The 16541-nt window shown below is 43.3% G+C and carries 13 protein-coding genes and 1 pseudogene; 3 read left to right on the top strand and 11 right to left on the bottom strand.

Annotated elements, in window-relative coordinates; all coding sequences use genetic code 11:
- From A3C46_02405 to A3C46_02420, 4 genes and pseudogenes are all read right to left on the bottom strand, one after another.
- A pseudogene (locus A3C46_02405) lies at positions 1-2581 on the bottom strand (hypothetical protein).
- Between the two features lie 156 nt (positions 2582-2737).
- Positions 2738-2971 carry a hypothetical protein gene (locus A3C46_02410; GenBank protein OGQ23651.1) on the bottom strand — a complete coding sequence of 78 codons (234 nt, stop codon included), beginning with the start codon at positions 2969-2971 and terminating at the stop codon, positions 2738-2740.
- A 195-nt stretch (positions 2972-3166) separates the two neighbouring features.
- On the bottom strand, positions 3167-4201 hold the full coding sequence (locus tag A3C46_02415; protein OGQ23652.1) for a hypothetical protein: 1035 nt from the start codon (positions 4199-4201) through the stop codon (positions 3167-3169).
- 168 nt (positions 4202-4369) lie between these two features.
- A complete protein-coding gene (locus A3C46_02420) occupies positions 4370-6175 on the bottom strand; it encodes a hypothetical protein (GenBank protein OGQ23653.1) in 1806 nt (601 codons plus the stop codon).
- A gap of 52 nt (positions 6176-6227) precedes the next feature.
- On the opposite strand from A3C46_02420, the gene A3C46_02425 reads away from it, so the two are divergent.
- Positions 6228-8795 (top strand): hypothetical protein, encoded by a 2568-nt coding sequence (locus A3C46_02425; GenBank protein OGQ23654.1) that lies wholly within the window; start codon positions 6228-6230, stop codon positions 8793-8795.
- A 230-nt stretch (positions 8796-9025) separates the two neighbouring features.
- On the opposite strand, the gene A3C46_02430 is transcribed toward A3C46_02425, so the two are convergent.
- Positions 9026-10225 carry a hypothetical protein gene (locus A3C46_02430; protein ID OGQ23655.1) on the bottom strand — a complete coding sequence of 400 codons (1200 nt, stop codon included), beginning with the start codon at positions 10223-10225 and terminating at the stop codon, positions 9026-9028.
- A 215-nt stretch (positions 10226-10440) separates the two neighbouring features.
- Here A3C46_02430 and A3C46_02435 point away from each other — a divergent pair, with 215 nt between their 5' ends.
- Positions 10441-11094 carry a hypothetical protein gene (locus A3C46_02435; GenBank protein ID OGQ23656.1) on the top strand — a complete coding sequence of 218 codons (654 nt, stop codon included), beginning with the start codon at positions 10441-10443 and terminating at the stop codon, positions 11092-11094.
- An 11-nt stretch (positions 11095-11105) separates the two neighbouring features.
- Here the strand turns inward: A3C46_02435 and A3C46_02440 are convergent, their stop codons facing one another.
- The 5 genes from A3C46_02440 to A3C46_02460 all read right to left on the bottom strand — a co-directional run bounded on the left by A3C46_02440 (position 11106) and on the right by A3C46_02460 (position 15142).
- Positions 11106-12515: a hypothetical protein gene (locus A3C46_02440; protein ID OGQ23657.1), complete on the bottom strand. Its 1410-nt coding sequence runs from the start codon at positions 12513-12515 to the stop codon at positions 11106-11108.
- A gap of 33 nt (positions 12516-12548) precedes the next feature.
- Positions 12549-13226, bottom strand: a complete 678-nt coding sequence (locus A3C46_02445; protein ID OGQ23658.1) for a hypothetical protein — start codon at positions 13224-13226, stop codon at positions 12549-12551.
- A gap of 8 nt (positions 13227-13234) precedes the next feature.
- A complete protein-coding gene (locus A3C46_02450) occupies positions 13235-13744 on the bottom strand; it encodes a hypothetical protein (protein ID OGQ23659.1) in 510 nt (169 codons plus the stop codon).
- A 126-nt stretch (positions 13745-13870) separates the two neighbouring features.
- Positions 13871-14431, bottom strand: a complete 561-nt coding sequence (locus A3C46_02455) for a hypothetical protein (protein ID OGQ23660.1) — start codon at positions 14429-14431, stop codon at positions 13871-13873.
- Positions 14432-14443: 12 nt separating this feature from the next.
- A complete protein-coding gene (locus A3C46_02460; protein OGQ23663.1) occupies positions 14444-15142 on the bottom strand; it encodes a GMP synthase in 699 nt (232 codons plus the stop codon).
- Positions 15143-15410: 268 nt separating this feature from the next.
- Here A3C46_02460 and A3C46_02465 point away from each other — a divergent pair, with 268 nt between their 5' ends.
- A complete protein-coding gene (locus A3C46_02465; GenBank protein OGQ23661.1) occupies positions 15411-15890 on the top strand; it encodes a hypothetical protein in 480 nt (159 codons plus the stop codon).
- Between the two features lie 228 nt (positions 15891-16118).
- Here A3C46_02465 and A3C46_02470 read toward each other — a convergent pair whose 3' ends face one another.
- Complete coding sequence (locus tag A3C46_02470) at positions 16119-16511, bottom strand: hypothetical protein (GenBank protein OGQ23662.1); 393 nt, start codon at positions 16509-16511, stop codon at positions 16119-16121.
- Positions 16512-16541 lie beyond the last annotated feature (30 nt).

Genomic DNA, 16541 nt, shown 5'->3' on the forward strand with positions numbered 1-16541 from the left:
CTGGTCGTGGAGGTGGAGGTCGATAGCCTTCGGGAAGCTTTCCCAGAGGAGGAGTCACGGGAGCAGGACAAACGGTCAGACCTTCTTTGCATTCTGAAGCACAACAAATGCCTGAGCGACGACTATTCGAAAGGCACGCCGTGCCATCAGCTTTGGAGATATTGGTAAAAGCTCCCGTGAGAGGATTACACGAATCCACTGTACAGTCATTCCCATCTTGATAGTTCACCTGCGTATTCGGAATCACTCCTCTGCACTCTCCTGCTGCTGTGCAGATATCGACTCCCGTGCAAAGATCGTTATCTCCGGGACACGTAGCTCCGACTTGAGGAACATACCGATTCCCCGTTGCTGGATCGCAATCCAACGTGCACACATTGTTGTCATCGGGAATATTCAATGGAATTCCCACAACGCAAACACCAGAAGCGTTGCAGGTTTCGATTCCGTTGCACGCGTTGTCATCGGAACACGATGCGTTGTCGGTGCAGGTAATACGAACTTTCATGACAAATGCATCAAATACGCCTCCACCGTAAGTTGCTTGGAAAGCATTTTGAACGGTAAGGCTCCCTTGTGTTTGACCCGTAAGGTAAAGAATACCTTGAGAATCGATTGCAAAATCATTTGTAAAATCATTGGCCCACGGATTAAGCAATAAAGATTGCAGAAAACGGCCATTCGAGGAAAATTTCCCATCTTCTATATAAATATTATTTTGAGAATCGATCGCGATGGGCTTTGAACGAGATGACCCTGTGTAAGTAGAAAAAACAAGCGACTGCCCACTCGGCGAAAGTTTTGTCAGGAAAGAGTTGTAGTTATTCCGTGTACCTTGTTGGGGATTTTGAAGAGGGAAATCATTGGAGGCGGTTTTTCCTGTCACATACACAGCGCCTTGTGTATCAATGGTCATTGCATAAGGATCGTCAGTGCTTGTTCCTCCGAGAAAGGTTGAGTAGATAAGTGAGCGGCCATCTGGTGAAAACTTGGTGATAAAGCCATCAGCTTGCCAATTACTGAGGTTTGGGGGACTATGATGTTGAGATTGATATGCATTCGCGGTAGCGGGGAAGTTAGAGGATAATGTCCATCCTGCAACATATGCTGATCCTAGTGTATCAACGGCAATACTGCGACTAAGCTCCTGATGGTTCCCACCGAGATACGTCGAATAGACAAGCGAGCGGCCATCTGGTGCAAACTTCGTGACAAAGACATCACCATAAGCTCCTTGATAAGGTTCTCCACCATACTGTGGTTGAAATGCATTACGTGTCGGAAAATCTGCAGAGTCAGTAATTCCTGTGACATAGACACTTCCCTGAGTATCAACTGCAATGCTCTGGCCTTCATCGCGCTTACTTCCACCGAGGTAAGTAGAAAACACTAATGACTGTCCATTGGGAGCGAGCTTTGTGATATAAGCATCTCCTTTGTCAGAGAAATAGTGAAAACCTTGAGGAGTTCCTATCGCTGGATTTGGCCGTGCTTGATACGCATTTTGTGTTGGAAAATTATCTGAATAGGTTCTCCCTGTGATATAGATGGTTCCTTGATTATCGACGGCGATATCATCGCCGGTGTCTACCCATTGTCCTCCAAGATAGGTGGAAAAAATAAGGGCACGACCATCTGGCGAAATTTTGGTTACAAAAATATCCAGAGGAGGAGGCCAACGTGAATATATACCTGCAGTGGGTTTTGTTAGCTGATATCCATTCTGAGTTGGAAAATTATTTGACCATGTATTTCCCGTTACATAGATATAACCTTGACTATCAACCGCAATGGCATTTCCTGTATCGACATCATTTCCTCCGAGATAGGTGGCAAATTCAATGACAGGATCGATGACTAATGTTTGGGTGCGATCGTATTGAGCAACGGTAAAAGAGACGCGGTTGTTCTTGATGACGAATGTCCCCTCAATTGGTATCTGTTTTCCGTTCAACTCTTGATAGATTTTCGGTCTGTGGTGGATGATTTCGGTTTTCTCTGCAATTGCCATGAGAAGATTCCCATCATCGTCAAGTTTGAGATCCGCTCCTTCAATGTCAAAGGTAATGAGATTGGGATCAGCGTGAGGTGAAACGACAAGATCATATTCGAGATGTTGGTTGTTGCCGTAAACAACAAGATCGATTCCAGGATAGAGTTCTTCGTATTTCACTTTTGCGTACTGAGAAATATTTGTTTTCCATTTGGATGCATCATTCCCTATGAAGTAGTGACTTTTTCCGATGAGAGGATCGATTCCGGTAATTTTTGGATTCGTATTGGCACCCATAAATCCAAGAGATATGTTTTGTGGTGTTTCATCTCCTGAGAGAGCGAGTGTCATTTTTTCTGGAGAGAAGAACATCGAATGTTTTTGGTCTCGACTGAGGAATTGAACTGAAGCATCAACCTGTCCTTGATTGGGTTCAAAATAGAGTGGAAGGTTTAGAGAAGCAATCTTCGGTGACGAATTCTCTCTCTCAGAAGAGAGAGAGTACTGCTGCATCCAGAGCCAAGCTCCAAATACAAAAACACTCAAAAAAGCAGAAATCTGTAGAAAACGTTTCAATGGCTGTCGCATGGTCTCTCCTATTTTCTCATCGTTTTTCTTCTCCTCTTTTTTAAGAGTCGATTCAGATCGTCGTACATTTCCGGCATTTCTAGAACATCGGAAAATTGTTTGACCCATTTTTGGATACGTTGAACTTCTATGAGCGGGTCATGAGGATCCAGTTTTTTAGCCATGGAGCAACCTTTTGCGGAGTTTTTTCCATTGGCTACGAGCATCTGCATCATCTGAAGGAAATTTCTTTGCTAACTTACGAAAGAAAGTTGAAGAAAAAATAACACGAAGTTGTTTGAATTTTTCTGTCATCGACATGTTTTGTAACTCTTTCAACTCGAACTCATGCACCGCATCCCACCCTGCTTGATATTCTTGCAGCATTTTTTTGGTCATCTTTTGTGACATTGTTCCTCACTTTTTAAGTCATGTTACATAACCTACCGTTTAAAGACAAACAACTACTTTGCACGAAGTGCCGTGCACTTCATGTTTGTCATCCCCGTGAAAACAGGAACCTCATGAGATTCCTGCCTGCGCGGGAATGACATCCTAAAAAGCTGAAGCATGCTGTATGCCAAAAAAGGGTAAAACGCAGCCATTTTATTGATCTGGAGACCTTGGTTTCAAAAAGTTCTCAACCTGAGAATGTAAGATGTCAAAATCAACGCATGCATCGTACCAAACGATGGATGGCATTTTTCGAAACCAGGTCATCTGGCGTTTGGCGTATTGCCGCGTTTGTTGTTTGATAGATGCAATGAGCTCTTCTGGTAGCCTTCTTTCGGAACTCCATAATTCGGGTGACGTCGGAGGTGCTTCCGGGAGGGTCTCCCGCGCTAAGCGGGAGGGCCGGAACACCGCAGACGGCAGGACCCGCTTCCATGAAATGTTCCGAAAGAAGTCGGCCAGTTCCCGATAACCGACCGCTTGAAACGAAACTTCAGATCCATATTTTTCTATGAGCATTTTTACTTCATCAATCCACCCTTGCTCGAGCATCCGATCAACACGTTCATCGATCCGCGCATGAAGTTCTTTGCGATCTATCGTCAATCCAATGAGCAAAGCATCGTATCGCTGCTCGTGGAATTGATGTTTGCGAAAAAATTCACTTGGACCCTTTCCGGTTAACTCGCAGATCTCAAGCGCACGAAGGAGACGATGTTTATGATGAGGATGAATCTGGTGCGCAGTATCAGGGTCCAAAGTCTGCAATCGTTTATGAAGTGTTATCGCACCATGGATTTCAAGTTCCGAAAGAAGTTGTTCGCGTAGACGATCATCGCGCAGCGGAGCTTCGCAAAGCCCATGGAGAAGCGCTTTGAGATAAAGTCCTGTCCCCCCAACCACAAAGGGGCTGCGCCCTCTGCTGAGAATGTCCTCGATTGCAGCATCAGCAAGCTCAACAAATCGACCTGCGTGAAAAACTTCACTAGGATCGACAACATCCAAAAGATGATGGGGAACGAGCTTGCGCTCTTCCTGCGTTGGTTTCGCGGTACCAATATCCATACCGCGATAGACTTGTTGCGAATCAGCAGAAATAATTTCGCCCTGCAATTGCTGCGCGAGCTTCAATGCAAGCTGCGTTTTGCCAACAGCTGTAGGACCGCAAATGACCACAATTTTTTTCATAATTATTTTAAACGTATGTCATTGCGAGGAGCATCAGCGACGAAGCAATCCGACACAAAGTGTCGTCCCGAGCGAAAGCGAGGGATCTCCGGGAGATCCTTCGGCTTTGCCTCAGGATGACCTTCGGTCAGATCGCCACGCCCTTCGGGCTCGCGATGACAATATCAATCAAACTCTTCTTAATCTTCTCTCAATTTCACTTTTTTCCAATCGAGCCACAAGCGGGCGACCGTGCGGGCAATGCGTTATCTGCAAACGTTGCATCTCTTTCAGAAGCGCTTCCATCTCGAGAAGTGAGAGATGATCTCCTCCTCGAAGTTGACGATGACAAGCAATAAGAGAAAAAAGTTGATCCATGATCTTCTCAATCGACTCTGCTTTTTCTTTTTCTTCGAACTCAGAAGCCAAGGTTGAAAAAAGTGAAACCACATCTCTGTCAGCAAGCAGAGCCGGAACGGCCTTCACGAGCATGGTCTCATGGCCAAAAAGTTCGAACTCAAAACCTGCTTTTTCCAGATATTCACGATGTTCTTCAAGCACCGCCAAGTCGCGGGTACTCATCTGAAACTGTTGCGGCAACAAAAGTGCCTGCACTGCGATCTGACTTTTTTCATATTGCGATTTCAATTCTTCAAAACCGATGCGCTCATGCACCGCATGTTGGTCCACAATCACAAGCGCTCCTGATTCATCTTCACAAAGAATATACGTTTTTAAAAATTGGCCGATGATACGGAAAGATGAAATTTTGCTTAGAGGAACAATTGAATATTGCACTTGTGGAGAAGAATTCATTTCGAAACTCGCATGAATCGGGTGACTTCGGAGGTCCTTCCGGGAGGTCTCCGCGTTTAGCGGAGGGCCGGAAGGCCGCAGAAGGCAGGACCCGTTACCGAAAACGGTTTCGAAATGATTCTTCGAATCTGTTTGGAAAAAATTTCTCCGATCGATATTGCTCTCTCCGCAATGAACTTGCACCTTACCCATATCCAAATGCTTTCGAATCGAAAGACGAATGAATTCATAGACAGCTCCACTCTGCTCAAAACGAACTTCTCGTTTTGTCGGATGAACATTCACATCAATTTTCGCAGGATCAATATGCACAAAAAGAACCGCGAGAGGATATCGCCCTTTCATCAGACGATCTCCGTAACCGCTCACAAGTGCGTGATGCAGCAAGCGATCTTGAATCGAGCGCGCATTTACAAAAAAGCGAATCTGCTTTGCATGTGAAACATCGTGCCCAACTTGAGAAATCCAGCCTTCAAGAGCAATGCCATCCCCCTTCTCTTCAAGACGCATAAGATTCGAGGAAACTTTTTCTCCTAAAATGCGTGCGATACGATGAGAAGGATCGTCTTCGACCGTGAAAGAAAGATGTTTTTTCTGATCATGCCATAATTCAAAACGAACATGCGGATGAGACAACGCAAAATCGCTCACCACATGCGCAATATGTCCATATTCAACCGTTTCTGATTTTAAAAATTTCTGTCTCGCTGGCACGTTATAAAAAAGAGAGGAAACTTCTATAGAAGTCCCATCAGGACAACCAATCGGAGAAAGTGCCACAAGCCTTCCCCCCTCCAGAAGAAGAGAAGAACCGGTCAATATTTTTTGCGCGGTAAGTTTTGTTTCAATGCGAAGCTTTGACACGGCGCCAATCGAAGAAAGCGCTTCACCTCGAAATCCAAAGGTTGCAATATTCCATAAATCATCCGCTGAAGTAATTTTGCTTGTGGCATGAGGAAGAACAGACAGCTCAAGGTTTTCCTTGCTCATCCCTGAACCATCATCAATCACGCGAATGGACTTTCGTCCACCACTGAGAATTTCAACGCGAATCGAACTCGCCATCGCATCAAGTGCATTTTCGATAAGTTCTTTGGCGACCGACGCTGGTCTCTCCACCACTTCACCCGCAGCAATTTTTTCAACCACCTCCGGTGGAAGAACAGAAATCTGGCGCATGGGGTCTCTATACTTGCTTCTTCGCAGATCCTCAACTAAAAGAGTGTTGCTTATGAAGTATACACATCGCCCCCTTTTCTTCAGATATCTTTGCCAATGTCTCCGTTTTATCCGCGATTTCTTTCCAGATGCATTTCGACTTCATGAACTTTTCGACAATCCTTACGCCTCTTCGATGAAAGAGGAGACAAATGCATTGTATCGCCTCCTTCTCCCTCGCTTTTTGAAACGTGTGCAGCATGAAATGCCGTATGCCGAAGAACTCAAGCAAGCAAAGCAGAAAGGAGTTCTGATCTATGTTGTTCCTGCTATAGGTCAGCTTGAATATCACTGCTTTGCCCATTTTTTTCGTCAACACGGACTTCCTCTCCCCACATTCGTCACGGATATTTCAACGTATATATGGATGAAATGGAATCGATTGAAATCATATCTTCTCACCCAATGTGAGCTTCTTGAATCCAAGGGAGAAATTCCAGGTCCCATCACTTCCGGTTTTTTACGAGAAAGAGTGGCAGCAGGTGAAAGCGTGATGCTTCGTATTCCGAGCACGTATCTTGCCGATGACGCGCTTTTTTCCTATCAAGCCGAGAAACGAATTATTGAAACATTAAAAGCATATACTCCTGACCGCCCTCTTTATTTTGTGCCCATCGATTTTATTTGGGATCGTCGACCGACAAAAGAAAAGAAAAGTTTTATCGATATTCTTTTTGGGGAAAAAGATGATCCTGGAAGCTTACGAAAAGGAATTCTCTTTTGGAGAAATTATAAACGTCACGCACTTATCCGACTTGGCCGACCTCTTCATCTTGAGGTAGAACAGGATTGTAATCTCCATCTCCGCGCAACTGACATCCGTCGTCATTTGGTGGAGGTGATGAATATTGAACATCGCACCATCAGTGGATCTCCCTTGCGACCTCGTCATTGGTTTTTAGAACAAGTTCTCAGCGACCCTCATCTTGAAAAGCAACTTGAAACGATTGCCATTGAAAATCGAAAACCGATCGAAGAACTCTCGGAACTTGCAAAAAAATATATCCACGAAATTGCGGCGAACATTGATTATAATGTGATAGAACTTGCCTCTCGTCTTTTTGACACGGTTTTTTCTTCTCTTCATGAAAACTTTCATGTCGATCAAAAACAAATTGAAGAGCTGAAACAACTCGCAGCAACTCGCTCCGTTGTTTTAGTTCCGAATCATCGCAGTCATCTCGACTATCTCATTCTCCCCTCTCTTCTTTACAAACATCATATGTCGCTCCCCCACTTTGCCGCCGGAAAAAATCTTTCGTTTTGGCCTCTCGGTCCCCTTTTTCGAAGAGGAGGGGCTTATTTTATTCGTCGAACTTTCAAGGGGAATCAGCTTTATCGAGCTGTTTTGGAAACATATTTAAAACTTCTCATTAAAGAAGGATACAGCCAAGCTTTCTTTATTGAAGGGGCCAGGTCACGCACCGGGAAGCTGGCTCCTCCAAAACTCGGTATGCTTTCGATGCTTTATGATGCTGCAAAGCACGTGCAAAAAGATCTCGTTTTTTTTCCGGTCTCATTCACATACGATCGCGTTTTGGAACTCGGCAGTTATATCAACGAACTTGAAGGGGCCGAAAAGCAACCTGAAAACACATGGGCATTGATGAAATTAATCCGATTTCTCAAACACAAAGATCCTCGCTATGGCAATGTCCATATTCGTTTTGGAACTCCTGTCGATACGAATACTATTCCTGGAGATCATCATAATCCTGTCGAATATCTCGCCTATCAACTTTGCGATGAGATCAATCGGCATGTCGTCGTCACTCCTTTATCACTGGTTGCAACCGCACTTCTCTCTCCGGGAAAGCGCGCCATCACTTCAGAGATGATTCAAAAACGTGTGCTTCTGTATCTCGACTACTTTCAGGAAAAACAGATTCTTCTTGCAATGAGCCTCACCCGCAATGCTCGATCAGCGACAGCAACCGCACTCAAACAATGTATCGAAAGAAAAATGGTTCTTCCTCACACGGATCAACAAACACCTTTTTATGAAATCCCAGATGATCAACGGTTGACGCTCGATTACATCAAAAATAATTCTCTTCACTTTTTTTCAAAAATTTCATTGCTTGCCAATATACTGCAAGCCCGATGGGGGTGGTCAGGGGGAGAGCCTGGATTTACTCCAAGCGAGCGACCTAAGTATAGAGAGTGCGGATTCACTCCGCACGAGCGAATAGACGAGTATATTTTTTTAGCGCGCCTTTTTGCTCGAGAATGGTGTGCGAACGGCAAAGAAATTTCTTCCGCTGACATCGAACCGGAAATCGCGTTTCTTCAAAAAAATTCCGAAGCCCTTCCTCTGTTCGCAGAACTGACTCGACATTTTTTTGAAGCGTATAGTCTTGCGGCTTCTCTCAAAGCATCTTTTCCAGAACTGCCGAATGCACAACTCATCAAACTGATGCGTGAAACAGGGGAAAAACATCTTCTTCTGGGGAAGAAGCATCACGCGGAATCTCTTTCAAAGGCTCTTCTCGAGAATGCCCTTACAAGCTTTTCCCTGCTTCATTATTCTGATTCTTCAGCCTTGAAAAAACTTCACGTAACACTTGAAGAATATCTCTAATTTGGTTTGAGAGTAACTTCAAGCGCCTTGATTTATTCACAAGAACGCTGGCGCGCTTTCATAAGGTGTTCTTACGGTCATTTTTAAAATAATAAATAACCTTTTGGATAAGTTGAAGTTTTAATGCCTCTTTGTTGTGCATTTCGATGAAAACTCACTTTGGAAGAACTATAAGGGATAAAAGAAGGAGTTATACTCAAGGTTATCCACAGAGACTGTGAAAAAGAAAATTAGGCCAAGAAAACTTCTTCTTCGTACGATGGATCCTGCTCATGTTGCTGCTCTCTTCTATCATCTCTCTCCTGCTCATCCGTACTCTCTCCGCGATCAAAAACCGCTACAATCATCTCTTGATCATCCATGTCATGCAGAAATGTAAGAAGCGTCAGTGAAAATGGAAAGTGAAGACCGCCAATCACGTCTGTGCGCAAGATCCCAGCATCCAAGACAGCATTTTCTTCAGAAGAGAATCCACGAAAAGAATTTTTCCCCTTGATCGTTGATGCGAGTTTGATCTCAAAAGGTGAAAAAGAAAGATTGCGAGCAATGAGAGGCGCTCGAGTTGAAATCAACGCTCTTTTTGATGAAAGAGCAACAGAGTGAGAATCCTTTTTGAACATGACATGCGAAACTTCTTTTTCCTGAAGTTGAGCTGCTACGGTTGACGTTTTTTCGCTGCGAACTGGATTTCTTGTGAAAACTGCTTTCGTACGTTCTTGAGCAACTGGCTCCTCAAGATTTTCGAGCGGCGTTATGATGAGCCCATTTCCGATATCTCTTCCTTGAAGTGTTCCTCTTTTCATAACTTCAGCAACTTCAATGAACACTTGTTCTGGAAATTTTGGAGAAAGAGGAAGTGTATCCAAACTCCACTTCTCATTTTCAATCACTGACTTGGTCACAACAAGAAATGATTGCTCATAAGATGGCCGTGAAAGAAAGCGCGGAAGAGTAATTTCAACAGAAACAACCGCACGTTCTTCTTCATCCACTTCAACACTTTTTGACTCCACCATTGCTATTGCAGAAGCAGTTGAAACCTCTGAGACCTCTCCAAGAATCAATGTCGGTTCAAAAATAATTTCTTGTCGTCGCCGTTCAACGTTGATAACAGCTGGCTCTTCAACAACGATTTCTTCTGAAACTTCACCGATGAATACCGGATTGTCGATAATGATGATTGGGCGATGCGGAGCTGATCGAACTGTATCTCGTCCAGATGCAATACCGAGATCTCCAATGCCAACCCCAAAGCGTCGTGCATCGCGATCATTTCGATTTTCAGGAAGCTCAGGTCGATCTGCATGAACATAACTCCCCTCATGGTCGACTACCGTTCGAGCTGGAATGACAATATCAGACAAAGCAGATTCGGGAGTATCTTGATTTTCCTCAGGAATTCGGCTGTTTATGTCGACGCGAGTGACCATACAAGCAAGTTATCGGGTGAAGAGAGGAAAAAGTTGCGAACTTATTTGAAGAAATTATATATAAAAAACAGTTGGTTATACTGAGAATGTCATCGCGAGCCCACAGGGCGTGGCGATCTCCCGCAACCATTTTACAAACCCGAGCAACCTTTTTTCTCTTGGGTCGAAAGAGAAGATAGTTTAATGAACTTCCAATATCAGTAAAGGAGAACATTATGTCATTTATTTCAGCTGGTGAAAATGTAGGTCCATGCATCAAACAAACATCGCTTGTAGTCACGCCTGGGAATAACTCAGCGGCTTTCATACTTCTGCAAGAACAATTTGAACACTGTAAAAAAGAAGAGGATGGTTCGTGTCAAATTAAAAACAGTTCCCTCTTTGTAACGCGTGATGCAGATTGGGATGGAGACATTGCACTGACAGTTTTTTGGGATCATGAAATGGGGAGGAATCTCCTCGTTCGTTTTCAGAAAATCGACAGATGGGGAGAGGGCTTGGGGCGTTCGGATCTCTACCGTATGCACGTTTACCAAGATACAAACGGAGAACAAGTATGGGTACCAGTAATAATGACAAACCATCTCCAAGAAAGCGACTTCGGATTTACACCGATACTTCTTCTGAGGCTTTCTCAACTTTTCCCAACTTCGAAACTTGAGATTCATGAATATTGCGGTGGACAGCTTATTACAACGAGTAAACCTAATGAAACAGGTCGTTTCAATGTTCCCCATACATTTGAAAGACCAGACCAACTTAAACGAGAGATCGATCCACCAGCTGAAGCTGTTCCAGGTTTTGATCAAGATTATTTTCGGTATAAACATCTTCGACATGAAGAAGTGCCATGGCGATATCGACGATAGCAGTCGATAAACTACGAACACGTCCCCGTAATGTTATTGATTCCTTCAAAATAGCGCATGCCGAGTTGGTCGTCGTAGCTAAGCCCCACATGACAAATATTATTCGTCGTGAGATTTAAAAATTCGCTTTCCGTCACTCCTGAAAGAGTTACATTGGAAGCTTGCCAGGTAATTGTCCCCTCAATCGCACTGATGGGGATCGTGATGCCAACAGTTTGACTTGTATTTGAATCAGTATTGAGACGAAAACTCAAAAAACCTCCACTGCTTGTCACAAGTGTGCTCAGTTCAGCAAGCGTTGCTGCTGTCCAACTCGTCGATGTTTTTTTCATCCACTGATAACTAAGACTTGAAAGGGTGCAATTCGAAGTGCAAGCGCTGTCTGTTGTCACCAATTTTAAAAAAGGAAAAATGCGACCCGTTGGCGCTGTGAGAGAAGCGAGTGATGGAGTTTGCACATCAGAAAAAGTGAGTGTTTTACTGCCAACCGTGAATACAATCTCTCCTGAAGGTAATTCAGATGTCGTTGAAATATTCGGACCAAAACTGTGATAACTTCCAAAATCATTATTCGTCACACTTGAGGTTGAAGTTCCTGCGGAGATCGCTCCTCCTTCTTCCGTTGTGACAGCAGAATCGGAAAACGTCACACTTCCCGTACTCGCAGATGAAAATGAAGTGGAATACACGACATAGATACCTGTTATCGTATATTGAGCTGTCGTAGTCGCTGTATCAAAAAAACTGTTGATCATATCGTTTACGGTGACCTGCGTCCCATTCTCGAGCATATTGTAGCGAACATGAAAATCGAGCATAAAACTTTTTGAAGAATCACCGCAATCGACAGTTCCATCATTATCAACATCTGGATTTCGATATCGACGCGCAACATCGTCAAGATCGGCCAACGTATTTGCTGTATCGGTATCAAGACCCAATTTTGAAATAATGTCACTATGACTTTTGCTGGAACTGGCCGTTTCCGAACTATTATCAACCGTAACGGTTTCTAAATCGAGTGATCCTGTGGAACTTGTGGGAGCAAAGGTATCGAGACCAGAACTGCGAAGTCTCGCCATAAACATTTCGCGACCACGCCTGTTTGCATCATAAAAATAAAAAAACCAGGGTCGTCCTGCAGTGAGTCGCATGGAAAAAGTTCCATCACTTGAAACAGTCCCTGTTTCACAACTTATCCCGCCAGTTTTTGGTTGAACCGCAATCACATTGGTAACAGTGCCAGCGCTCGACGCTTTCCCGAGACTTGGAGAGACCTGCAGGGAAGCGAGCTTCCCACTCATCAGAAAACCACTTGTCGACGAACCTCCGGAATCATCTGTACCAGAAGAGGTATTCGAAGTTGAACTTCCACAGGCGATACCAAAAAAGATGAAGAAAAAGAGTATGTTCTCTTTCACAAGCCCCCCTTATTTTGGGTAAATTATAAAGGATTATTTGAGGTCTGCAAAGACCTGTTTTGGCACTTCTCTCAAGGTGTCAACAAGTAGACGTTCGGTAATGGCTTGAAACCGTTTAGTTCCTGTTTTTCGGATTTCTTTTTCGGAAGCTTCAACTTCAATTTCAAGTCGTGTTTCCATCGGGCCACGAGTAATGAGATAGGCTAATCGACTCATCCCTTTTTGTTTTTCTGTTACCAACTTTTTCTCGCCTGTGAGTTGAAACTCGACAATCTCAACGGAAATTTTTGAAGTCTCTTCTGAAGCTCTCTGTTGATTTTTCACACCGCAGGTTTGAAACAAGTTCCGAAATGCATCGTCCATAATTTTTTCAAGTGGCCGATCAGGCACAAACACAATCACTTCCTTCCCTTTTTTTCTGGTTTGCATTCCAAGTTCTTTGGTGGGGCGAACATCACGAACTCCCTCCCAAATTACTTTCTTTCCTGTTGCAGAATAGGTTGAACATATTTCGCGAAGATTTGTTTGAGATACTTCGAGTGGAATAATCTCTTCTCGTCTCAACGTCTCAGCTGAAAGTGGAACTGAAAAAAGAAGAAAAAGAATTAATGTCATCCCCGAATGCTTTAATCGGGGATCCAGTCCTGGATTCCCGCTTTCGCGGGAATGACACAACAGTTTATGAAAAAGCCTCAAGAAATGAGACAACATATTTCTCCTTAAAAGAAATAAAATCGTGCACCAACGCCACCCGTCATATCAAACTCCGTTTTTGGAGCGACTTGAAGCCCCGGCGAAACTTCCAAAAAGAGTTCAACTGGAACACGGACAAATTGTAAGGCGGGCCCAAACGGAGCGCGAAATGCAAAAATCGTTTTCCCATCATTTTTACCATGGCGGTCAAAGCCAAGTTTTCCACCAAAACCTGCATAAAACGGCATCGTAAAACCTTTCGCTCCAACTGGAATATCAAAAAAATCGTACGTCACATCACTGATGATCGTAAAAGCATCATCGATAAATGACCATGAAAAGATTCCATCAAGCGCAAGATCCGGAGTTAAATATCCTTTCACGGTAACACCGGTTGGATCACCGAGATAAAAACCAGCGCCTACACGTTTCTCATGAGGCCCATATTCATCAGCCGTTGAAAAACGCTCGGCAGCAACGGCCGGAGTGACCACAAACAGCATGAGATATATGACAACATGAATCAGAGATTTCATAAGTTCCTCCTGAGAATAAGTTGAACCGACATCTTTTCCCTATTGAGAAATGAATCTTTTTACAAGAACGTTCTCTTTTTCTTCAATAAAATGAAGGGATTCCAAACTTTTTCAACTGAGATACAATTAAAAATACCATCTCATATCAAGCACAGCGCCGAAGAAGAGATGGTTGGCCCCTCCAAGACGGAGATAACCAAATTTTCCTTCAGGTGAGAGTGCAAATTTCTTTTTGATGCGAAACTCATAACCGGCGGTTCCAGCTGCTGTGAAACCCAAATCAGTTGAAACAAATTTTGCATTCCCGAAATTTGTCGTAGCAATACCAGCGGCCGCATCTTCTTCTGCATCAGCATATCCAACACCAGGTCGGACATAAAAATTTTTCAGAAGAAAAAATTGTCCCGAAACATACAACGCTTGAATAGTTGAAGAGACATTATTGAAAGCAAGCAACGAGGTCTCTTCAAGAAAGAGCAGGACCCGTTCATGGACGCCCCACCCTACTTTGAATCCACCAAGAAACGCTCCTTCATTCCCGCTATTGCTGAGACGAAGGTCAGCTGCACCGACATCAATACCGACAACAAATCCTTTGCGCGAATTCTTTTCTTCATCTGCAAAAGAGGAATTCATCATCACGAAAGAAATAATGAAGATAAAAAATGAAAGAATAAATTTATACATGGCTTCTCCTTTTTAGATACTGGTTACTTTACTCGCAAGATAATCCAATGTTGCATGCATCTTGTAATTGATCGGCTCACAGCGAGACGCCAAAAGCTGGTCGGGAGATTGAACATATTTTCCTGGAGGCAAATATTCTGCGCACTGTTCGATCATCGTTTTGATTGAATCCGACGTCATCTCCAGATGAAATTGAAAACCATACGCGCGATCGCCGTAACGAAAGGCTTGCCGTGGGCATCCTTCACTTGCAGCTAAAAGCACACTCTCTTTGGAAATGCCTGGCATGTCGTTGTGCCAATGCATGACATCAAATTGTTTTCCAAACGTTTTGAAGAGAGGATCTTTTTCGCCCTCAGGTGTTGTGAAAATAGGATAGACACCAGTTTCTCTATTGGGACTTCGCTCCGTGCGAGCGCCTAAAGCTTCACCAATAAGTTGGGCTCCAAGACAGATACCAAAAACCACTTTATTTTTTCCAATCGCTTGTTCTGCAAGCTCAATTTCATCGCGAAGATAAGGATACTTATCAAGTCGCAGTGGCGTTTGCGGTCCACCCATCAGAATCAAAAAATCAAACTGATCAACATCAGGAAGTTTTTCATTATCATAGATACGCGTTGAGGTAAGTTGATGATTATTTTTTAGAATCCATGGCTCAATCGCACCTAACTGTTCAAATGGTGCATGGATAATCGCGTGAATGCGCATGATTCCTCCTGATGAAGAAGATCTTTTAATCTTCTCGTAAGAAAGGACAAGAAAAAATTTGGAAGAAGGAAAACACATTGTCGAAAATGTCGCAAATGCAAAACAACTTCCTCCTCTTGGAGCTCACGTCTTGATTTTACCCATGAAAATTGAAGGGGCGACTGAAGCTCCGGTGAGAATGATTGCCGCAATTGACAAAAGATAATAAACACAACCTTTCTTAATATCATGACGATAATCTTTATTGAACAAACTTTAGGAGGAAAATATGACCGTCAATGGAACATTTCGACCCGACTTAATGAGTTTAGAGGAAAAGTGGCATTATCTTGTTTATCGATTGGATGGATATACTTCTGAAAAAGATTCGCAAGAAATTGCGCAAATTTTCGAAGCGGCTTCGCCTGAAGAAACTGCTAAAATTTGTTATCGATTTTCAACAGAACAAAAAGCTCAATTTTTAGACGATGTCGGCACAGCAGAAAAACAACAAATTTTGGCCACTATTGCAAAACAACTTAAATCTATTACTGATATGCAGAAAAAAATAAAAGGCTTTGCTGAGGATTGTAGCCAACATTGGACACAGCATTGCAATGTTGTAGTCAGCTTATCACTCGCTTCCTGTGGTACGTCTGGAAGTCATCATCACGCTGATGAGGCGGCAAATAATATTGCTACCTGGGAAATGTCAATTTTTGAATTCGCTTGGTACAAATTCGTAAATATACTTGAAGGACGTTTCTAAATGGCCTGTCACTAATTGACGCTTCAAAAAGCGGCGCTCATGTTGAGTTTATAGAAACCTCAGCCTTCAGCTGATTGAACTTCCTGTTCACGATAAAAAATCACGATGCCAATCAGCGCTTGCGGGCTTCGAGGGCTTCAACCAAAAGTTGTCTGATCACCGATGCTTTTGAGTTAGTCTGGAACTGAGCCAGCCGCTCGATTTCTAATGCGAGCCAGGCCACTCTTCCTATACTTTTCTTAAGACCGACATGCTCGTAGGTAAACCAATAGCGTAATCATCAAGGACAGTTTGATCACAGAAAATTTTTTCCTGTTCTTTCACATCTGTCATTTCAAGAGGTTCATAGCCAGAAAGATTACGAACAAAATCGTCTTCAAGAAAATTGTAGGTTCCTTTTTTATAGTGAAATCTTTTTTCGAAATATTCTTCAAGGCGCATAAAGACAGGATGATGTGCAAGATCTGGCTTCCAATATTCCAAACCAAAAATACTTCCCTTCGTCTGAGATGTACGAATCAGTTGTACAAGCCGATCAAAGAGTGAACGAGCGAGATATACACAGCGACATAAGTAATTGCGTATATTTATCGTAATGGTATCATGGCAGCATGAAGCCATTAACCATTTCAGATCCGGATATTATTTTGG

Source organism: Deltaproteobacteria bacterium RIFCSPHIGHO2_02_FULL_44_16 (assembly GCA_001798185.1).
GTDB lineage: Bacteria > UBA10199 > UBA10199 > 2-02-FULL-44-16 > 2-02-FULL-44-16 > 2-02-FULL-44-16.